General features: G+C 72.9%; 16 protein-coding genes. 3 read left to right on the forward strand and 13 right to left on the reverse strand.

What is annotated here, in order from left to right; all coding sequences use genetic code 11:
* The first annotated feature begins 153 nt into the window (after positions 1-153).
* Together ACGF4C_RS29200 and ACGF4C_RS29205 are read left to right on the forward strand one after the other, a co-directional pair.
* Positions 154-960, forward strand: coding sequence for a hypothetical protein (locus ACGF4C_RS29200; protein WP_393570034.1), 807 nt, complete (start codon positions 154-156; stop codon positions 958-960).
* A 117-nt stretch (positions 961-1,077) separates the two neighbouring features.
* Positions 1,078-1,419 (forward strand): hypothetical protein, encoded by a 342-nt coding sequence (locus ACGF4C_RS29205; RefSeq protein ID WP_393570036.1) that lies wholly within the window; start codon positions 1,078-1,080, stop codon positions 1,417-1,419.
* A gap of 230 nt (positions 1,420-1,649) precedes the next feature.
* Here ACGF4C_RS29205 and der read toward each other — a convergent pair whose 3' ends face one another.
* From der to aroH, 5 genes are all read right to left on the reverse strand, one after another.
* Positions 1,650-3,110: a ribosome biogenesis GTPase Der gene (gene der, locus ACGF4C_RS29210; RefSeq protein ID WP_393570038.1), complete on the reverse strand. Its 1,461-nt coding sequence runs from the start codon at positions 3,108-3,110 to the stop codon at positions 1,650-1,652.
* A gap of 69 nt (positions 3,111-3,179) precedes the next feature.
* Positions 3,180-3,812: a 1-acyl-sn-glycerol-3-phosphate acyltransferase gene (locus ACGF4C_RS29215; protein WP_236681018.1), complete on the reverse strand. Its 633-nt coding sequence runs from the start codon at positions 3,810-3,812 to the stop codon at positions 3,180-3,182.
* A 104-nt stretch (positions 3,813-3,916) separates the two neighbouring features.
* A complete protein-coding gene (cmk, locus tag ACGF4C_RS29220; RefSeq protein ID WP_393570040.1) occupies positions 3,917-4,681 on the reverse strand; it encodes a (d)CMP kinase in 765 nt (254 codons plus the stop codon).
* Between the two features lie 99 nt (positions 4,682-4,780).
* Entirely contained in the window at positions 4,781-5,866 is a 1,086-nt protein-coding gene (locus ACGF4C_RS29225) for a prephenate dehydrogenase (RefSeq protein WP_030417225.1), read from the reverse strand.
* Complete coding sequence (gene aroH, locus ACGF4C_RS29230) at positions 5,863-6,225, reverse strand: chorismate mutase (RefSeq protein WP_393570043.1); 363 nt, start codon at positions 6,223-6,225, stop codon at positions 5,863-5,865. Before aroH ends, ACGF4C_RS29225 begins: the two co-directional genes overlap by 4 nt.
* A 217-nt stretch (positions 6,226-6,442) precedes the next feature.
* Between aroH and ACGF4C_RS29235 the strand changes: the two genes are divergently transcribed.
* Positions 6,443-7,138: a DNA polymerase beta superfamily protein gene (locus ACGF4C_RS29235; protein WP_393570045.1), complete on the forward strand. Its 696-nt coding sequence runs from the start codon at positions 6,443-6,445 to the stop codon at positions 7,136-7,138.
* A gap of 715 nt (positions 7,139-7,853) precedes the next feature.
* On the opposite strand, the gene ACGF4C_RS29240 is transcribed toward ACGF4C_RS29235, so the two are convergent.
* From ACGF4C_RS29240 to ACGF4C_RS29275, 8 genes are all read right to left on the reverse strand, one after another.
* Positions 7,854-8,897, reverse strand: coding sequence for an ADP-ribosylglycohydrolase family protein (locus ACGF4C_RS29240; RefSeq protein ID WP_393570047.1), 1,044 nt, complete (start codon positions 8,895-8,897; stop codon positions 7,854-7,856).
* Between the two features lie 658 nt (positions 8,898-9,555).
* Entirely contained in the window at positions 9,556-10,701 is a 1,146-nt protein-coding gene (locus ACGF4C_RS29245; protein WP_393570049.1) for a pseudouridine synthase, read from the reverse strand.
* A complete protein-coding gene (gene scpB, locus ACGF4C_RS29250; RefSeq protein ID WP_393570051.1) occupies positions 10,701-11,465 on the reverse strand; it encodes an SMC-Scp complex subunit ScpB in 765 nt (254 codons plus the stop codon). Before scpB ends, ACGF4C_RS29245 begins: the two co-directional genes overlap by 1 nt.
* Positions 11,462-12,652 carry a segregation/condensation protein A gene (locus tag ACGF4C_RS29255; protein ID WP_393570054.1) on the reverse strand — a complete coding sequence of 397 codons (1,191 nt, stop codon included), beginning with the start codon at positions 12,650-12,652 and terminating at the stop codon, positions 11,462-11,464. Before ACGF4C_RS29255 ends, scpB begins: the two co-directional genes overlap by 4 nt.
* 370 nt (positions 12,653-13,022) lie before the next feature.
* On the reverse strand, positions 13,023-13,676 hold the full coding sequence (locus ACGF4C_RS29260) for a hypothetical protein (RefSeq protein ID WP_393570056.1): 654 nt from the start codon (positions 13,674-13,676) through the stop codon (positions 13,023-13,025).
* The gene (locus ACGF4C_RS29265; protein WP_030416497.1) at positions 13,661-14,677 is read right to left on the reverse strand and encodes a ParA family protein; all 1,017 of its coding nucleotides are present in this window, start codon (positions 14,675-14,677) and stop codon (positions 13,661-13,663) included. Before ACGF4C_RS29265 ends, ACGF4C_RS29260 begins: the two co-directional genes overlap by 16 nt.
* 489 nt (positions 14,678-15,166) lie before the next feature.
* Entirely contained in the window at positions 15,167-16,282 is a 1,116-nt protein-coding gene (gene ald / locus ACGF4C_RS29270; protein ID WP_362148916.1) for an alanine dehydrogenase, read from the reverse strand.
* A gap of 168 nt (positions 16,283-16,450) precedes the next feature.
* A complete protein-coding gene (locus ACGF4C_RS29275; protein ID WP_393570059.1) occupies positions 16,451-18,526 on the reverse strand; it encodes a tetratricopeptide repeat protein in 2,076 nt (691 codons plus the stop codon).
* Positions 18,527-18,544 lie beyond the last annotated feature (18 nt).

Here is an 18,544-nt window from a genome sequence, read left to right on the forward strand (position 1 = left end):
TCGCCCAACAGGTGACTTTCCGCAGTTCTCCTCTGTGCGGGGAATGGTTCGATTCTGTTCCCGTCGTCGCGTGACCCCTGCCGCAGGTCACCCGTTGTCCTTGTACGAGCCGGGAGACCGCCCGGCAGACGCACAGAGATCGAGGAGCCACCCGTGCCGCGCATGCTCGACGTCAGCGACGACGTTCGCGCCGAGATCGGCGACGAAGAAGCCGACCGCCTGCTGGCCGGTGGCGACGCCCCCGGCAGCTACGACTGCACCTCCTGCCGGACCCCCGGAGACAGCGAGCAGGAGCGCACCAGCACCGTCCTGTTCGTGGGCGAGGAGACCGCGGTGCTCGCGTTCGCCCATGCCACCTGCATCCCCTCGCAGGTCGTCCCGGTATCGGAGGAGCAGCTCCAGGGAGCCGTGCGCTCCATCACCGGAGAGGACGCCGCCCCCCACCCCGGAGCGCAGGCCGCGCCGGCCACTGCGATCCCCACGAGTGAGCGCCAGGCCACCCTCGGGATCACCTGCGGTCTGGTGCTCGTCGAGGACGATCTGCGCCCGGCCCTGGTCGTCGAACCGGACGGCCCGATCGCCCGCCCCGGCTCGGTCAGCCTGGACGACGACTTCCTGCCGCTGCTCCTGGAGCAGGGCTTCCAGCCGGTGTCGGACATGAACAAGCTCCCCGCCGTGATCCCGGGCTGGTCCGCCCTGCTGGCGATGGGCAAGCTGCACGCCGTGCTGCAGCCGAGCAGCGGCGGCAGCCAGGCCGCCTGGTGGCAGGCCCACCAGCCGCTGGCCGTGTCGGACGGCTGGCGCACCGCGGCCAACAAGGCCCAGACCGTGCTGATGTACGCCGCGCCCGCGGGCACCATCGGTCACCAGCCGCGCGAGGACCTCATGCGGCAGGCGCTGGAGCAGGCCGCCGCGCAGGGCAAGCTGGTCGCCGCGGCCATGCCGCTGGCCGGCACCTGACCGAACCGGCACCCGATCGCGGGGGCAGGACCGTCGTTTCGGCCGGTCCTGCCCCCGCGATCAGCCATTTCCGCACACAGCCCGCATCCCGCGGCCATCGGGGTCGTTGGCACATACGTGCACGCATACGACCCCTCCTCCCGCGCCCCGTACGCCCACCCGATCCCCGGCATGCGCCCGTCGCGCGAGCACGGGACGACGCGCCCGACCGACCGTGGTTCCGCCACGCCGATCTACGACGCGTTGTACGCCGAGTACCGCCGCTCCTTCCGGGCCCTGCCCGGGGACCGCACGGACGAGCCGGAGACCTCGGAAGTGCTGGGCGGCACCGGGAGTTGGGCCCGTACGACGGCGTCCACGGGCCACTGGGAGGTCGTCGGCCGCCAGCCGTACCAAGCCCACAGCCCCCTCCCGGCTCTCCCCCCGAGCCCCCGCGACGCCCGCCCCCGCCACCCCTGAGGCCCCGGGGCACCAAGGAACCGGGGGCACCGGCAGCCGCTACTTCTTCCTGTTGCGCTTCTCGCGGACCCGCACCGAGAGGTGGATGGGGGTGCCGTCGAAGCCGAACTCCTCGCGCAGGCGGCGCTCGATACTGCACCCACCCGGGGGATAACCCCCAGTCCCCCAGCCCCCCAGCCACCCCCACGCAGCCGGGGCCACACCTCCCCAGGGCGCAGCCGCAACAGCCGTTACTTCTTCTTGTTGCGCTTCTCGCGGACCCGCACCGAGATGTGGATGGGGGTGCCGTCGAAGCCGAACTCCTCGCGCAGGCGGCGCTCGATGAAGCGGCGGTAGCCGGCCTCGAGGAAGCCGGAGGCGAAGAGGACGAAGCGGGGCGGCTTGGTGCCGGCCTGGGTGCCGAAGAGGATGCGGGGCTGCTTGCCGCCGCGGATCGGGTGCGGGTGGGAGGCGACGATCTCGCCGAGGAAGGCGTTCAGCCGGCCGGTGGGGATACGGGTCTCCCAGCCGGCCAGCGCGGTCTCGATGGCCGGGACCAGCTTCTCCATGTGGCGGCCGGTGCGCGCGGAGACGTTCACCCGCATCGCCCACGGGACCTGGACGAGGTCCCGCTCGATCTCCCGCTCCAGGTAGAAGCGGCGCTCCTCGTCGAGGTTGTCCCACTTGTTGTAGGCGATGACCAGGGCCCGGCCGGCCTCCACGGCCATCGTGATGATCCGCTGGTCCTGGACGCTGATGGACTCGCCCGCGTCGATCAGGACGACCGCGACCTCGGCCTTCTCCACGGCCGCGGCGGTGCGCAGCGAGGCGTAGTAGTCCGCTCCCTCCTGGAGGTGCACCCGGCGGCGGATACCGGCGGTGTCCACGAACTTCCAGGTCTTGCCGCCGAGTTGGATCAGCTCGTCGACCGGGTCGCGGGTGGTGCCGGCCAGTTCGTTGACGACCACCCGCTCCTCGCCGGCGACCTTGTTCAGCAGTGAGGACTTGCCGACGTTCGGACGGCCGATCAGCGCGACCCGGCGCGGCCCGCCGACGGTCTGGCCGAAGGTCTGCGCGGGCGCCTCGGGCAGTGCCTCCAGCGCCGCGTCGAGCATGTCGCCGGTGCCCCGGCCGTGCAGCGCGGAGACCGGGTGCGGCTCGCCGAGGCCCAGCGACCACAGCATGGCCGCGTCGGCCTCGCCGGACGGGCCGTCGACCTTGTTGGCGACCAGCACGACCGGCTTGCCGGCGCGGCGCAGCAGCTTGACGACGGCCTCGTCGGTGTCGGTCGCGCCGACCTTGGCGTCGACGACGAAGACCACCGCGTCGGCGGCCTCGATGGCGAACTCGGCCTGCATCGCCACGGACGCGTCGATGCCGAGGACGTCCTGCTCCCAGCCGCCGGTGTCGACGACCTTGAAGCGGCGGCCGTTCCAGTCGGCCTCGTAGGTGACCCGGTCGCGGGTGACGCCCGGCTTGTCCTCGACGACCGCCTCACGGCGGCCGATGATGCGGTTCACCAGTGTCGACTTACCGACGTTGGGGCGGCCGATGACGGCGAGGACGGGCAGCGGGCCGTGGCCGGCCGCGGCGATGTCGCCCTCGACCTCCTCGAGGTCGAAGCCCTCCTGCGCGGCGAGCTCCATGAACTCCGCGTACTCGGCGTCGCCAAGCGCACCGTGCTCGTCGCCGGTGGGGATCTGGTCGTTCATGAAGTCCGTTCCTCGTTCATCATCGTGATCGGTGGGCCGCTCGTCCGCGGCCCACTACTCAAGTTTCGGTCAGCGCCCGGTCAGGCGCCTGGCCGCTGCCAGGTGGGCGGTCAGCCGCTCCTGGATCCGTACGGTCGCCTCGTCGAGCGCCTTACGGGTGCGCCGGCCGCTGCCGCCCGCCCGTCGCCCGCCACCGCCCTCGGCCGAGCTTCGCGCACCTTCTTGGGCCTCGAAGGCGTCGCCGAAGACGACGTCGACGCGGCTGCGCAGCGGCGGCACGGCCGGTGTCAGCCGGCTGCGGCGCTCCGCGCCGCCGAGCACCGCCACCGGCACGACGGGGGCGCCGGAGCGCACCGCGAAGTACGCCAGGCCCGCCCGCAGCGACGCGAAGTCGCCCGCGCCGCGGGTGCCCTCCGGGAAGATCCCCAGCACGCCGCCGTGCGCCAGCACCGCGAGCGCGTCGGTGATCGCCTTGCGGTCGGCGGTACTGCGGTCCACCTTCAGCTGCCCGATGCCCCGCAGGAACGGGTCCAGCGGGCCGACGAAGGCTTCCTTCTTGATCAGGAAGTGCACCGGCCGCGGCGCGGTGCCCATCAGCATCGGGCCGTCGATGCCGTGCGAGTGGTTGACGGCGAGGATCACCGGGCCGGTGGACGGCACCCGCCAGGCGCCCAGCACCCGTGGCCGCCACAGGCCGTACATCAGGCCGATGCCGATCCGCCGGCCGACCGCGGCACCGCTGGCGCTCGGGACGCCGGACGCCTGCCCGGCCCCGGCGCCGGTGGCGCTCGGTGCCCCCGTGTCGGTCACCGGGCGAGTCCCGCCTTTTCGGCGCTGGCGCCCTCGATGAGGGTGACCACGCACTCGATGACCTGGTCGAGGGTGAGCTCGGTGGTGTCCACCTCGACCGCGTCGTCCGCCTTGGCCAGCGGCGAGGTCTTACGGGAGGAGTCGGCGGTGTCCCGCTTGATCAGCGCCTCGCGGGTGGCCGCCAGGTCCGCGGCCTCCTTGCCCTTGAGCTCGCCGCTGCGGCGGGCCGCCCGGGCCTCCGGCGAGGCGGTGAGGAAGACCTTGAGGTCGGCGTCGGGCAGGACCGTGCTGCCGATGTCCCGGCCCTCGACGACGATGCCGTTCGGGGCCGCGGTGGCGATGGAACGCTGCAGGTCGGTGATCAGGGACCGCACCTCGGGGACCGCGCTGACGGCGCTGACCGCGGCGGTGACCTCCTGGGTGCGGATCGGGCCCGCGGCGTCCAGGCCGTCGACCGTGATGGTCGGGGCGGCCGGGTCCGTACCGGAGACGATCGCGGGCTTGGCGGCGGCGTCGGCCACTGCCGTGGCGTCGTTCACATCGATGCCGTTGTTGAGCATCCACCACGTGATCGCGCGGTACTGGGCGCCGGTGTCGAGGTAGCCGAGGCCCAGCTTGGCGGCGACGGCCTTGGACGTGCTGGACTTGCCCGTGCCTGCGGGGCCGTCGATGGCGACAATCACTGCAGCCGGGGCGGTCCGGGCGGCGGTTTCCACGGTGACGAACACCTTTCTGGTACACGGGGCGGGTCCAAGGGCCATGAGGGCCCCGCCCAAGGTTACTGGCTCACCCGGACGGCGCCGTCCACCGCGTCCCGGCCGGGCGGACCCGGGACGTCACCGCCGGAGGGAACCGGGACGTCACTGCCGGATGGACCAGCCCCGCTCCCGCAGCTCCGCGGTCAGCACCGGGACCGCCTTCGGCTCGACCATCAGCTGGATGAAACCGGCCTGCTGCCCGGTGGCGTGCTCGATGCGGACGTCCTCGATGTTGACCCCGGCACGGCCGGCGTCGGCGAAGATCCGGGCCAGCTCGCCGGGCTGGTCGCCGATGTACACGGCGACGATCTCGTACGCGGCCGGGGCGGCGCCGTGCTTGCCGGGGACCCGCTCGCGGCCGGCGTTGCCGCGCCGCAGGACGTCCTCGATGCCGCTGGCGCCGCCGCCGCGCTTCTCCTCGTCTGCGGACTCCAGGGAGCGCAGGGACCGGACGGTCTCGTCCAGGTCGGCGGCGATCTCGGCGAGCACGTCCGCGACCGGACCGGGGTTCGCGGAGAGGATGTCGATCCACATCGCCGGGTCGGAGGCCGCGATCCGGGTCACGTCCCGGATGCCCTGGCCGCAGAGCCGGACGGCGGTCTCGTCGGCGCCCTTGAGGCGGGCGGCGACCAGGCTGGAGAGCAGCTGGGGGGTGTGCGAGACGAGGGCGACGGCGCGGTCGTGGGCGTCCGCGTCCATCACGACCGGGACGGCCCGGCAGAGCGCGACCAGCTCCAGGGCGAGGTTGAGCACCTCGGTGTCGCCGCCGGGGGCCGGGGTGAGCACCCAGGGGCGGCCCTCGAAGAGGTCGGCGGTGGCGGCCAGCGGGCCGGAGCGCTCCTTGCCGGCCATCGGGTGCGTGCCCAGGTAGGCGCTCAGGTCGCAGCCCATCGCCTCCAGCTCACGGCGCGGGCCGCCCTTGACGCTGGCCACGTCGATGTACCCGCGGGCCACCCCGCGCCGTATGGCATCGGCGAGCGCCGACGCGACATGGGCCGGCGGCACGGCCACCACGGCCAGATCGACCGGCCCCGGGGGCGCCTCGGCGGTGCCCGCGCCGAGCGCGGCCGCGGTCAGGGCCTGGGCCTGGTCGTGGTCCTCCAGGTAGACCTGCACGCCGCGTGCGCCGAGGGCGAGCGCGGCCGAGGTGCCGATCAGGCCGGTTCCGATGACGAGTGCGGTCCTCACTGCGCGATGTCCTTTCGCAGCGCCCCGGCGGCGCCGAGGTAGACGTGGGCGATCCCGGTCTTGGACAGCTCGGTCTCCACATGGGCGAGCACCCGCACCACGCGCTCCATGGCGCCGTCGACGTCCAGCTCCTGGGCGCAGATCAGCGGGACGTCCGCGATGCCCAGGGCGCGCGCGGCGGCGGCCGGGAAGTCGCTGTGCAGGTCCGGGGTGGCCGTGAACCACACGCTGATCAGGTCGTCCGCGAGCAGTCCGTTGCGCTCCAGGATGGCGGTGAGCAGCTCACCGACCTGCTCCTGCATGTGCTCCGCGTCGTCCCGCTCCAGCTGGACGGCCCCGCGGACCGCTCGTACCGCCACGTCACTGCTCCCCTGCGTCCTCGAACCCCGCCACACACCCGTGCGCTTCACTGCTCAGCGTAACCAGCCGCACCGACATCGCGTACGCGACGGCCGTCCGCCCGCCCGGCCCCGCGCACCGCCCGGCGCCCGGCCCGGCCGGAACGCACCGGACCGGTCCCGGCCGCCCGCCGCAAACCTGGTGACATTCCCCCTCCCACCAGCGACAATCGCCGCCATGTCCGCAGCTGCCGCAGACCACGCCCTGGTCACCGAGCACACCGTCTACGCCTGCGTGATGGGCTCGCGGGCCTTCGGGCTGGCGACCGGGAGCAGTGACACCGACCGGCGCGGGGTGTATCTCGCCCCCACCCGCCTGTTCTGGGGCTTCGAGAAGCCGCCGACCCATGTGGAGGGGCCGCGCGAGGAGGAGTTCTCCTGGGAGCTGGAACGCTTCTGCCAACTGGCGCTGCGGGCCAACCCCACCGCCCTGGAGTGCCTGCACTCCCCCTTCGTGGAGCGCATCGACGCCACCGGCCACGAGCTGCTGTCGCTGCGCGCGGCGTTCCTCTCCCGCCAGGTCCACCGCACGTTCACCGGCTACGCCACCGGGCAGCTCAAGCAACTGCGGGCGGATCTCCGACGCCACGGGGCGCCCCGCTGGAAGCACGCCATGCATCTGCTGCGCCTGCTGGCGAGCGCCCGCGATCTGCTGCGTACGGGCGCGCTCACGCTGGACGTCGGCGACGACCGCACCGAGCTGCTGGCGGTCCGGCGGGGCGAGGTGCCCTGGGAGGCGGTCGAACGACGGATGGCCCACCTGGCCGAGGAGGCCGACGCGGCGGTGTCCGGCTCCCCCCTCCCACCCGAACCGGACCGGGCCCGGGTGGCGGACTTCTTGTTCCGGGCTCGTCGCTCCTCAGCGCTTGCTTGAGCCTTCCCACGTACCCGTCTGCGGCGCCGCGGGGCTCGCTCGCCGTTGCGCTTTGCGGCGCCCCGCACGTACCTGGCTGTCCCGCCGCGGGGCTCGCTCGCCGTTGCGCTTTGCGGCGCCCCGCACGTAGCAATCTGTGGCGCCGCGGGGCGTCTCGCCGTTGCGCCTGCGGCGGGCTGGGTGGGTGTCGGGTGCGGTGACGGGCCTCCGGGGCCGGTGTTTGGGACTGCTGACGCTTTACGTCCCAAACACCGGCCCCTCCGGCCCGTCCCCTCCCGTTGAGGGAGTGTGCGGGTAAGTGGGGGCGCGCGTCGTCGAGCACGCACCTCGCGTCATGAGATCTCGGGAATACCTCGCCCCGCCCGTTGAGTTGTGGCCCCGCAGGGGGCCCTCACGACCCCTACGGGATCCGTTCGACCAACCCCTACGGGTCCCCAGGCCCCCTTATACCCCCAACGCCCACCCCCACCGCCCTCTTCCCACTCCCCCAACGGGAGGGGACAGACCGGAGGACGAAGTCTGTAGGGCTGTCACCGCACCCAACAACAACCCAGCCCGCCGCAGGCGCAACGGCGAGACCACCCGCGGCGGGACGGCCAGCTACGTACGGGGCGCCGCAAAGCGCCACGGCGACCAAGCCCCGCGACGGGACGGCCAAGTACGTGGGAGGCGCCGCAAAGCGCAGCGGCACGGCGGGAAAGACGGGTACGTGGGGTCAGAACCCCTCCGCCAGGGAAAGGAGTTCGCTGCGGTACTCGATGCGGGCGGCCCAGTCCGCGGGCCATGCGCCGGCGCCCAGATGGGCGCCGGCGAACGCACCGGTGAGGCAGGCGATCGAGTCGGAGTCGCCCGAGGTGCAGGCGGCCCGGCGCAGGGCGGTGAGCGGTTCGGTGGGGAAGAGCAGGAAGCAGAGCAGGCCGGTGGCCAGCGCCTCCTCGGCGATCCAGCCGGCGCCGGTCGCCAGGCAGGGGTCGGCCTCCCGGTCCGGGGCGGCGAGCGCCGCGTCCAGCCGGTCCAGGACGCCGAGGCAGTCGTCCCAGCCGCGGGCGATGAACGCGGCCGCGGAGGCGTCCTGGGCGCGCTGCCACAGATCCCCGAGCCAGTCCTCCCGGTAGACGGTCCGCTGGTTGTGCGCGTACGTACGGAGCAGGGCGGGCAGCTCCGCGGGGGTAGTGCCGTCGGCGAGGGCGCGCACGGCGTACGCGGTGAGGTCGCTCGCGGCGAGAGCGGTCGGGTGGCCGTGGGTCAGCGCGGACTGGAGCTGGGCGGCGCCGGAACGCTGCTGCGCACTCAGTCCCGGGGCGAGCCCGATGGGCGCGACCCGCATGTTGGCGCCGCACCCCTTGGAGCCGATCTGGCTCGCCTCGGCCCAGGGGCGGTCCTCGTCGCTGAGCAGCTGGCAGGCGCGCAGGCAGGTATTACCGGGTGCACGGTTGTTGTCGGGCGAGCGCCACCAGGCGACGTACTCGGTACGCACCGGCCCGACGAGCCGCGCCGGCGTCAGCTCACCGGCGTCCATGGCCGCCCGTAGACCGCGTCCCAGTGCCAGCGTCATCTGGGTGTCGTCGGTGACGAAGGCGGGGTCGGGCAGTGCCATCTGCCGCCAGGGGCCGAATTTGGCCTCGATCGCCGGTACGTCGTTGAACTCGGTCGGGAAGCCCAGCGCATCACCGAGCGCCAGCCCGACCAGCGCGCCGATGGCCGCGCCCGTACCTGTACCCGTGCCGGATACCGAGCCTGTGGAGCTCGCGTTCCTCATGAAAAACCACCCCTTAATCGTCATGGTGACGTTAAGGGGTGACGGGCCGCCATCGCAAGCCAGTTGACGCGCTCGGGCGCCCAGGTGAGTGGCGTTCCTTCGATGGCGTAGTGCGGCGGCATGCTCTGCGCATCCTGTAAGAGCGACGTGACTGCCCGGTCTGGTGGAGCGGCCTTTTTCGGCGCGCCCGGTGGAGCCATGTGCATCTGACCCACCCTCTGCTACCTCTTTTTCCCCGCCGCCCACCCCCCTTCGCGGGTGGGCGGGTGAGGTGGTGAGGTTCCGGCGCGCGCAACGGTTCCGGCCCCGGATTCCGGGCGCCCGCCGTGAACGCCATACGCCGATGCCGGGCACGCCGCCGCGCAACCCAGGCACGGCCCCGAGGCCCCAGCCCGAAAGTCAAAGCACGGACCCTTGACGCCCCACCCCAAACCCAGGCACAGCCTCCCCCAACGCCCTACCCCAAACCCAGGCACAGCCTCCCCCAACGCCCTACCCCAAACCCAGGCGCGGCCACCGACGCCGACCCCGAAAACCAAGCACGGGCCCACCCCACCCCGCCCCCAAAACCAAGCACCGCCCGGCGCCCCGCCCCAAAACCACGAACGGGCCCGCCCACCCCAAAGGGCAGGCGGGCCCGCTGGGCCGTGGGTGGGGGCTAGAGCTCGACCTCGCGCATCAGCATGCCGACCTCTGTGTTGGTCATGCGGCGCAGCCAGCCGGACTTCTGGTCGCCCAGGGAGATCGGGCCGAAGGCCGTGCGTACCAGCTTGTCGACCGGGAAGCCGGCCTCGGCCAGCATGCGGCGCACGATGTGCTTGCGGCCCTCGTGGAGGGTCACCTCGACGAGGTAGTTCTTGCCGGTCTGCTGGACGACCCGGAAGTGGTCGGCACGGGCGTAGCCGTCCTCCAGCTGGATGCCGTCCTTGAGCTGCTTGCCCAGGTCGCGCGGGAGGGGGCCCTGGATGGCGGCCAGGTAAGTCTTCTTGACGCCGTAGCGCGGGTGCGTCAGGCGGTGGGCCAGCTCACCGTGGTTGGTGAGCAGGATGATGCCCTCGGTCTCGGTGTCGAGCCGGCCGACGTGGAACAGCCGCGTCTCGCGGTTGGTGACGTAGTCGCCCAGGCACTGGCGGCCGTCGGGGTCCTCCATCGTGGAGACGACACCGGCCGGCTTGTTCAGCGCGAAGAACAGGTACGACTGGGTGGCGACCGTCAGGCCGTCGACCTTGATCTCGTCCTTCTCCGGGTCGACCCGGACGCCCTGCTCCATGACGATCTTGCCGTTGACCTCGACCCGCGCCTGGTCGATCAGCTCCTCGCAGGCCCGCCGCGAGCCCATGCCGGCCCGGGCCAGCACCTTCTGGAGCCGCTCGCCCTCCTGCTCGTCGAACGTCTTGGGGGTCTTGATCTGCGGCTTGTTGTGCCGGGCGCGGTTGCGCTCCTCGACCTGGGCGTCGTACTCGCGAGGCCGGGCGGGCGCCTGGCCGCGGCCGCGCTGGGGGCCGCCCTTGCCGCCCGGGCCCCCGGTCTTGGCACCGGTACGCGGACCGCCCTTGGCGCCGCCCCGGGCCGCCGCACCCCGGCTGCCGCCCGCCTTGGGGCCGCCGCCCCGGCGCTCGTCCTTGGCGCCGCCCGCGCTCCCGGATCCGCCCACGTCGTAGCGGCGCTCCTCGGGACGGGGGCGGCCGGCGCGCTGCTGCTTCTCGTCCTTCTTTCCCCCAGCCTTCGGCTGGGAGCTGCCCCCACCCGCGCCGCGGTAGTTGCCGCGTCCGCTGTCCCTGCTGTTCCTGCCGCTGCTTCGCATCAATGATCCGTCTGAGAGTCGCCGCTGTCGTCTACGTCGAACGACGGGATACCTTCCGGGGAGTCGCCCTCGACCGCGTCCGCCTCCGGGAGGAACGGTGCGAGCTCAGGGAGCTCGTCCAGGCCGCGCAGGCCCATCCGCTCCAAAAAGTAGTTCGTCGTCCTGTACAGGATCGCACCTGTTTCAGGTTCCGTCCCCGCCTCCTCCACCAGGCCGCGCTGGAGGAGCGTGCGCATCACGCCGTCACAGTTCACACCGCGAACGGCCGAGACGCGGGAACGGCTGACCGGCTGACGGTACGCGACCACGGCCAGTGTCTCCAAGGCGGCCTGGGTGAGCCGGGCCTGCTGGCCGTCCAGGACGAAGTTCTCCACGGCGTCCGCGTACTCGGCCCGGGAGTAGAACCGCCAGCCGCCGGCGACCAGCCGGAGATCGAATCCGCGGCCCTCGCGGGCGTAGTCGTCGGACAGCTCGCGCAGCGCCAGCGCGACCGCGCGGCGGGGCCGCTGCAGGACCCTGGCCAGGTGCTCCTCGGTCGCCGGCTCGTCGACGACCATGAGAACCGCCTCCAGCGCCGGCTTGAGCTCCAGCTCGGCGACGCCGAGCGCCCCGGCCGGCGGCCCCGGACGCTCCGCCGGCCCCCCGCCGCCCGCCCCGGCCTCCGTGACCTCGTACGCGTCGACACCGCCGGACGCGGCGATGTCGTAGGCGTTGATGTCGTACGGCTGCACGCCGTACGCGTCGCCCTCGGGCACGCCGCTCATGCCTGCTCCTCTTCCGCTCGCCCGGCCCGCCCCGGTACCTGTTGCCGCTCCGGTTGCTGTTGCCGCTCCGGTTGCTGTTCCTGCCTGCCTGGTCCGGGCCCGCCCTGTTCGTGCCGGCCCGGTACCTGTCGGCCTGGTTCGTGTCGGCCCGGTTCCTGCTGGGCCGGTTCCTGGTCGAACTCGTCGGTGACGACCGGTACTGCCCCCTCCGCGCCCGTCCAGCGCACCGTGAGCGCCCCGAGGGCCTCCTCCTGGTCCAAGGCCACCACCCGCTCGCGGTAGAGCTCCAGAAGGGCCAGGAAACGCGCGACGACCGTGAGGGTGTCGGGGGCGTCCGCGACCAGTTGCTGGAAGCTGGCCCCGCCGGCCTCCCGCAGCCGCGCCAGCAGCACCTCGGCCTGCTCCCGCACGCTCACCAGGGGCGCGTGGATGTGGTCGACGTAGACCTGTGGCCTGGCCTTGGGCTGCATCGCCTTCACCGCGAGCTTGGCGAAGCCCTCGGCGCCGATGCTGATCACGACCTCCGGGAGCAGTTCCGCGTGCTGCGGTTCCAGCCCGACGGTGCGCGGGTAGCGCCGTGCCTCGACGGCCAGCCGGTCGCTGAAGATGTCGGCGATCCGTTTGTACGCGCGGTACTGGAGCAGCCGGGCGAAGAGCAGGTCGCGGGCCTCCAGGAGCGCGAGGTCCGCCTCGTCCTCCACCTCGGCGGCGGGCAGCAGCCGGGCCGCCTTCAGGTCGAGCAGGGTCGCGGCGACGACCAGGAATTCGGTGGTCTGGTCGAGGTCCCAGTCCGGTCCCATGGCCCGGATGTGCGCCATGAATTCATCGGTCACCTTGGACAGCGCGACCTCGGTGACGTCCAGCTTGTGCTTGGAGATCAGCTGGAGCAGGAGATCGAAGGGCCCCTCGAAGTTGTCGAGCCGGAGCGTGAACTTCCCGTCACTGCCGGTCTCACTGCCGGTCTCGCCCCTGGCCTCACCGCCGGCCTCGCCACGGGCCTCATTGCCGGTCTCACTGCCGGGCCCGCCACCGGTCTCGGCATCGGTCCCGGCATTGGTCCCGGCATTGGTCTCACCACCGGTCTCGTCATCGACCTGGCACGAGGCCCCGGCTCCAGCTCCGGTGGCGACCCCGGCCCCACCCCCGGCCTCTACGAACGTCCGGCCCGCGGGTGTCTCATCGGCCACCTCTACGGGAGCCCCGTCAGCGGTCCCGTCACCGGTCCCGTGGGGAAGCCCGGCCCGGTCGCCGGTCGTCGGCCCCGCGTCGGTCCCAGCATGGCCGTCGGCAACAAGCTGCTCAGGAGACCCCACCGGAGACTCCCCCGGCACCGCGGGCACCTGCACCGCGGGCACCTGCACCGCGGGCACCTGCACCGCGGGCACCTGCAGCGCAGGCGCCTCCTGCTCCCCGCCCGGCCCGCGCCCGAGTCGTCGGCGGGCGCGGGGGGCAGGGGTTTCGTCATGGTTCGGCATCGCGGTGGCAGGCTATCCCGCGCCGCCCGATGTGACGTTTCAGCACCGCGGCGGACGCGCCGCGCGGCGGGGCCGGTGGTGCTCAGCGGCCGCGCAGGCGCCGCACCAGGATGCTGGCGTCGCCGCGCGACTCCAGGTCGGCGAGGACCACGGCGACCGCCTCGCGGACGATCCGGCCGCGGTCGACGGCGAGGCCGTGCTCGCCGCGCAGCACCAGCCGCGCGTGTTCGAGGTCCATGAGCTCCTCGGCGGAGACATAGACGGTGATCTTCTCGTCGTGCCGTTCCCGGCCGCTGGGGCGGCGGTTGGCGCCCCGGGTGCCGCGGCGGCGGCCGGTGGCCGGTGCGGTGGCGGCCGCGCCGGCCTCCGGAGCGCCCTGCCGGGAGGCGCGGGTGCGGTGGGACGCGCCGCCGGCGCCGTCCGCCTCGCGCCCGCCGTGCTCGGCCGCGGGGGCGACCGGGGGCACCGGGGGCGGGGTGGCCGGTCCGCCGTCACCGGCCGTGGCCGGTGCGTCCGTACCGTCGTTCTCCGTGCATCGCCGGCGTGCGGGAGCCGCCTCCGGGCCCTCCGCGGCCGGGTCGGGCTCGCCGGCCGGCGCGGGCACCCGGGGTGCCTCGCCGTTGGCCGCGGCCGCCGAACCCCCCGGCGTACGACGGGGGGTGGAGGGCTGCAGCGCCACTCCCCCAGTGGTGCGGAACAGTTCGTCGGCTCCCGGCAGACTCACTCGGCGTGACACCGGGCGAGCACCTCCCTGGCGAGCTGGCGATAGGCGGCGGCACCGACGGAGTTGGAGGCGTACGTGGTGATCGGCTCGCCCGCGACGGTGGTCTCGGGGAAGCGGACCGTACGGCCGATGACGGTGTGGTAGACGTGGTCGTCGAAGGCCTCGACGACGCGCGCGAGGACCTCGCGGCTGTGCACGGTGCGGGAGTCGTACATCGTCGCGAGGATGCCGTCGAGCTCCAGCTCGGGGTTGAGCCGCTCCTGGACCTTCTCGATGGTCTCGGTGAGCAGCGCGACACCGCGCAGCGCGAAGAACTCGCACTCCAGCGGCACGATGACCTTGTGAGCCGCCGTCAGGGCGTTGACGGTGAGCAGGCCGAGCGAGGGCTGGCAGTCGATGACGATGTAGTCGTAGTCGGCCAGCAGCGGTTTCAGGGCGCGCTGCAGGGTCGACTCGCGGGCGACCTCGCTGACCAACTGCACCTCTGCCGCTGACAAATCGATATTGCTGGGCAGCAGGTCCATGTTGGGGACCGCGGTCTTCAGCAGGACCTCGTCGGCCGACATGCCCCGCTCCATGAGCAGGTTGTAGACCGTCAGGTCGAGTTCCATCGGGTTGACGCCGAGGCCGACCGACAGGGCGCCCTGCGGGTCGAAGTCGACGAGCAGCACCCGTCGTCCGTATTCGGCGAGTGCGGCGCCCAGGTTGATGGTCGAGGTGGTCTTGCCGACCCCGCCCTTCTGGTTGCACATCGCGATGATCTTGGCCGGGCCGTGGTCCGACAGTGGTCCCGGGATGGGGAAGTAAGGGAGCGGGCGTCCGGTCGGGCCGACGCGTTCGCGGCGCTGGCGCGCGGCGTCCGGCGCGAGCGTCGCGGCGTATTCGGGGTCCGGCTCGTACTCCGCGTCCGGATCGTAGAAGTGCCCCTCGGGCAGGTCGTCGTAGTCGGCGAAACGGGCGGGTTCTCCACTGCCCCGGTCGCCGGCCATGGCGTTCACGTGATGGCCGTCCATGCTCTGGTGGGCTGTCGTGGAAATGCTCTGATGGGCCGCGAAGGTGTGGATCGCGACGGAGCCGACAGCCTCGAACCCCGAGGGACCCTGGCCCCGTGCAACCGCTCCTGGTTGACCACCCCCGGGAGTAAATGTCGACTCATTCACAAGTCGTCTTACCTCCTTGGACGTGACCAGGAAACTTTATCGATAGGTCAGCGTGGCACCATGCCGACGGTTGGCGACTCTATGGCGTGTCGGGCGTCCGCAGCAACACAATCCACCGGACCCGGCACGATGTGTCGGTAACCGGACCCCCCGATGTCAAGGGCGCAAGCGGGATCGGACCGATGTTTCGGGGGTGCGCGAATCGGTTAAAGGGTTACGTTCACGGCGAGTTGAGAGACGACGTTCCGGAACGGCGTGCACCCTGCGTCACACACGCCACCGGCCGGGCCCTGTCGACAAGGCCCGGCCGGATGCTCAGCGTTGACGCGCTTCGTTGACGTCTCAGCCCAGGAGGGTGCGGAGTTCGGTGCACTCAAGACCGTGGGCCTCGGCGACCGGGCCGTAAACGACCTTGCCGTCGTGGGTGTTCAGGCCCTTGGCCAGCGCCGGGTCACGGCGCAGCGCCTCGACCCAGCCGCGGTTCGCCAGCTCCACGATGTAGGGCAGCGTGGCGTTGGTGAGCGCGTAGGTGGAGGTGTTCGGCACCGCGCCCGGCATGTTGGCGACGCAGTAGAAGACCGAGTTGTGCACCTCGAAGGTCGGCTCGGCGTGCGTGGTGGGACGGGAGTCCTCGAAGCAGCCGCCCTGGTCGATCGCGATGTCGACAAGGACACTGCCCGGCTTCATCTTGGCGACGAGCTCGTTGGTGACGAGCTTGGGGGCCTTGGCGCCCGGGATCAGGACCGCACCGACGACGAGGTCGGCCTCAACGACGGCCTTCTCCAGCTCGTAGGCGTTGGAGACGATCGTCTGCACCTTGGTGCCGAAGATCTTGTCGGCCTCGCGGAGCTTGTTGATGTCCTTGTCGAGCAGGGTGACGTGGAAGCCGAGGCCCACGGCGATCTGCACCGCGTTCCAGCCGGAGACGCCACCGCCGATGACGACGGCCTTGCCCGCGGCGACACCGGGGACACCGCCGGGCAGCACACCGCGGCCGCCGGCCTGGCGCATCAGGTGGTAGGCGCCGACCTGCGGGGCGATCCGGCCCGCGACCTCGGACATCGGGGCGAGCAGCGGCAGCTGGCGGCCGGCCGTCTCGACGGTCTCGTAGGCGATCGCGGTGGTGCCGGACTCCAGGAGGGCGTCCGTGCACTCACGGGAGGCGGCCAGGTGCAGGTAGGTGAAGAGGGTCTGGTCCTTACGGAGGCGGTGGTACTCCTCCGCGATCGGCTCCTTGACCTTCAGCAGCAGGTCAGCGGTGCCCCAGACCTCGTCAGCGGTGTCCAGGATGGTGGCACCGGCGGAGACGTACTCCTCATTGGTGATGGAGGAGCCGAGGCCGGCGTCCTTCTCGATGAAGACCTGGTGGCCGTGGCGGACGAGTTCGTTGACTCCGGCGGGCGTGATGGCCACGCGGAACTCGTTGTTCTTGACCTCGCGGGGGATGCCGACCTTCACGTCGATCACGGTCCTTGAAAGAGAGGGTGCAGGAGGAATTATCCCCTCATGCGATGCATGACGGAACTGACCGCGCCGTACGCGGCCCAGCCAGTCTATTGAAGGAGCTCCTGTTGTCTAGCCTTGCAAAGCATTAAATCTTGAGAGAGGTACCACCGATTTCGTAGGTCACTCCGGGTGATCTTCCAGGAGTCGTTCCCCCGCGGCGCGGTGGAGCCCTGCCGCGCTTGGGTCCCCGAGCCGTTCGAGGGTGTCCGCGATCCGCAGCTGGAGGGCCGCCTGGAGCCGTGTGTCGTCCGTTTTGCGGACCAGATCCAGGGCCTCCAGACAGGTCCGCAGCGCCTCCTCGGGGCGTCCGGCGTACTCCTGGACCCGCGCCGCCTCCCCGGTCGCCCGCGCCTGGCCGGCGAGATCGCCCAGCCTGCGGTACGTCCGGGCGGCCGCCCGCCACTGCTTGAGCGCCTCCCCCCACCGCCCGCACGCCATCAGCGCCCCGCCGATCCGCCCGTGCACCCGCGCCGCGTCCGCCGCCTCGCCGCGCGCCAGCCGCAGCTCCAGCGCCCGCCCGTACCAGTCGGCGGCCCGCACCCCGTCCCCCAGCTCGGCATACGTACCGCCCAGTGACTCCATGGCCCGGACGGTGGCCACCGGGTCCGCCACCGACCGTGCCGCCTCCAGCGCACCCCGGTAACGGCCGAGCGCCTGGGCCGTCCGCCCCGCACCGCTGTCCAGGTCCGCGAGGTTCAACAGCGCGGCGGCCCGCTCGCGCGCCAGCCCGCGCCGCTCGGCCGCCCGCAGCACGAGGCCGTGCACCGTATAGAGGTCCGGCGCGGCCGCCTCGGCGCCCTGGTGCGCGAGCAGGGTACGGGTCAGCGCGGCCATCAACCGCCGGTCCAGGGTGTCGAGTTGACCGTCCGCGGCGGCCGCGCGGGCGGCGGCGAGCAGCGCCGGGCGGCGGCTGCGCAGCCAGTGCGCCGCGGTGCCCCGGGAGCTGAAGCGCAGCGACCGGGGCAGTCCGGCGGCCTTCTGCCGGGCGGTGGATCCGGCCGGTTCGGTCATCGCCCGACACGACTGGAGCAGCCGCACGGTCCGCTCCAGCACCCGGGCGCGGGCCAGCTGGAGCTCGGCCGGCCGCTCGGCCTCCTCGAGCTGCTCGCGCAGCAGCGGGTCGAGGCAGCCGGGGACGCGGTACTGCGGGTGCCGCGCGGCGTCCGCGGTTCCGGTGCCGGCGGGCGGGGCGTCGGGGTCCGCCGGGACCGGCCGCAGCAGGCCGAGCACGGCGAAGTCGGCGAGTGCGGCGGCGGCCGTCGGCATCGAGCAGCCGGCCAGCGCGGAGGCGGTGTGCGCGTCCACGAGGCCGGCCGGGGCGAGGGTGAGCAGCCGCAGTATCCGGGCGGCGGTCGCCGGCAGCGCCTCGTAGGAGAGCCGGAAGGCCCGGAAGAGGGGGCGGGCGCCGCTGGGCAGGTCCGGCGGCACCGGGACCGCCCGCAGCGCCTGGTGGAGATCGGCCACCGACGATTTGGGGCGGGCGGCGAGCCAGGCGCCGGCCAGGATCAGCGCGGCGGGCTGGCCGCCGCACTCCTCGGCGACGCTGTCGGCGGTCCGCGGGTCGACGGTGATCCGGGTCGGCCCGGCGTAGCGCTCCAGGATCTCCACGCAGGCCGCGCCGTCCAGCCCGCCCAGGGTGCACGGGCGGACGTCGGTGATGCCGGTCAGCGGCCCCTGGGAGACGACCACGACCAGGCAGTCCGGGGCGTCCGGGAGCAGCGGTTCGACGGCGTCGGCGCCCGGTGCGTCGTCGAGGAAGAGCAGTGCGCGGCGGCCGGCGAGCGCCCCGCGCAGCCGCTCGGCCAGTTCGTCCCCGTCGGCGCCCGGCGGGGCGTCCGCACCGAGCGCGGTCAGCAGCTCACGCGCGGTGCTTCCGGTGTCGGCGACCTCCCCGCCCGGTCCGGTCAGCGCGGCGCGCAGCACCCCGTCGGGGTGCTCGCCGGCCAGCTCGCCGAGCAGCTGCTCGGCGAGTGCGGTGCGTCCCGAGCCGGGGCGGCCGGCGATCAGCAGGACCCGGCTGCGGGCGCCCTTGCGCCCCGAGAGGGTGTCCAGGCCGGCCCGGGCGATGTCGGCGTGCAGCGCCTTGAGCTCGCGGCGGCGCCCGGCGAAGCCGGCCGCGGGGGTGCGGCCCGCGGCGGCGGGGGCCGTCGCCGTCTGAGGCGCGAGCCGCCCCGTGCCCACCGCCTGGTCCGTCACCGGTCACGCTCCCGTCCA

The sequence above is a fragment of the Streptomyces sp. NPDC048197 genome, assembly GCF_043202395.1.
In the GTDB taxonomy this organism is placed as follows: Bacteria; Actinomycetota; Actinomycetes; order Streptomycetales; family Streptomycetaceae; genus Streptomyces; species Streptomyces siderophoricus.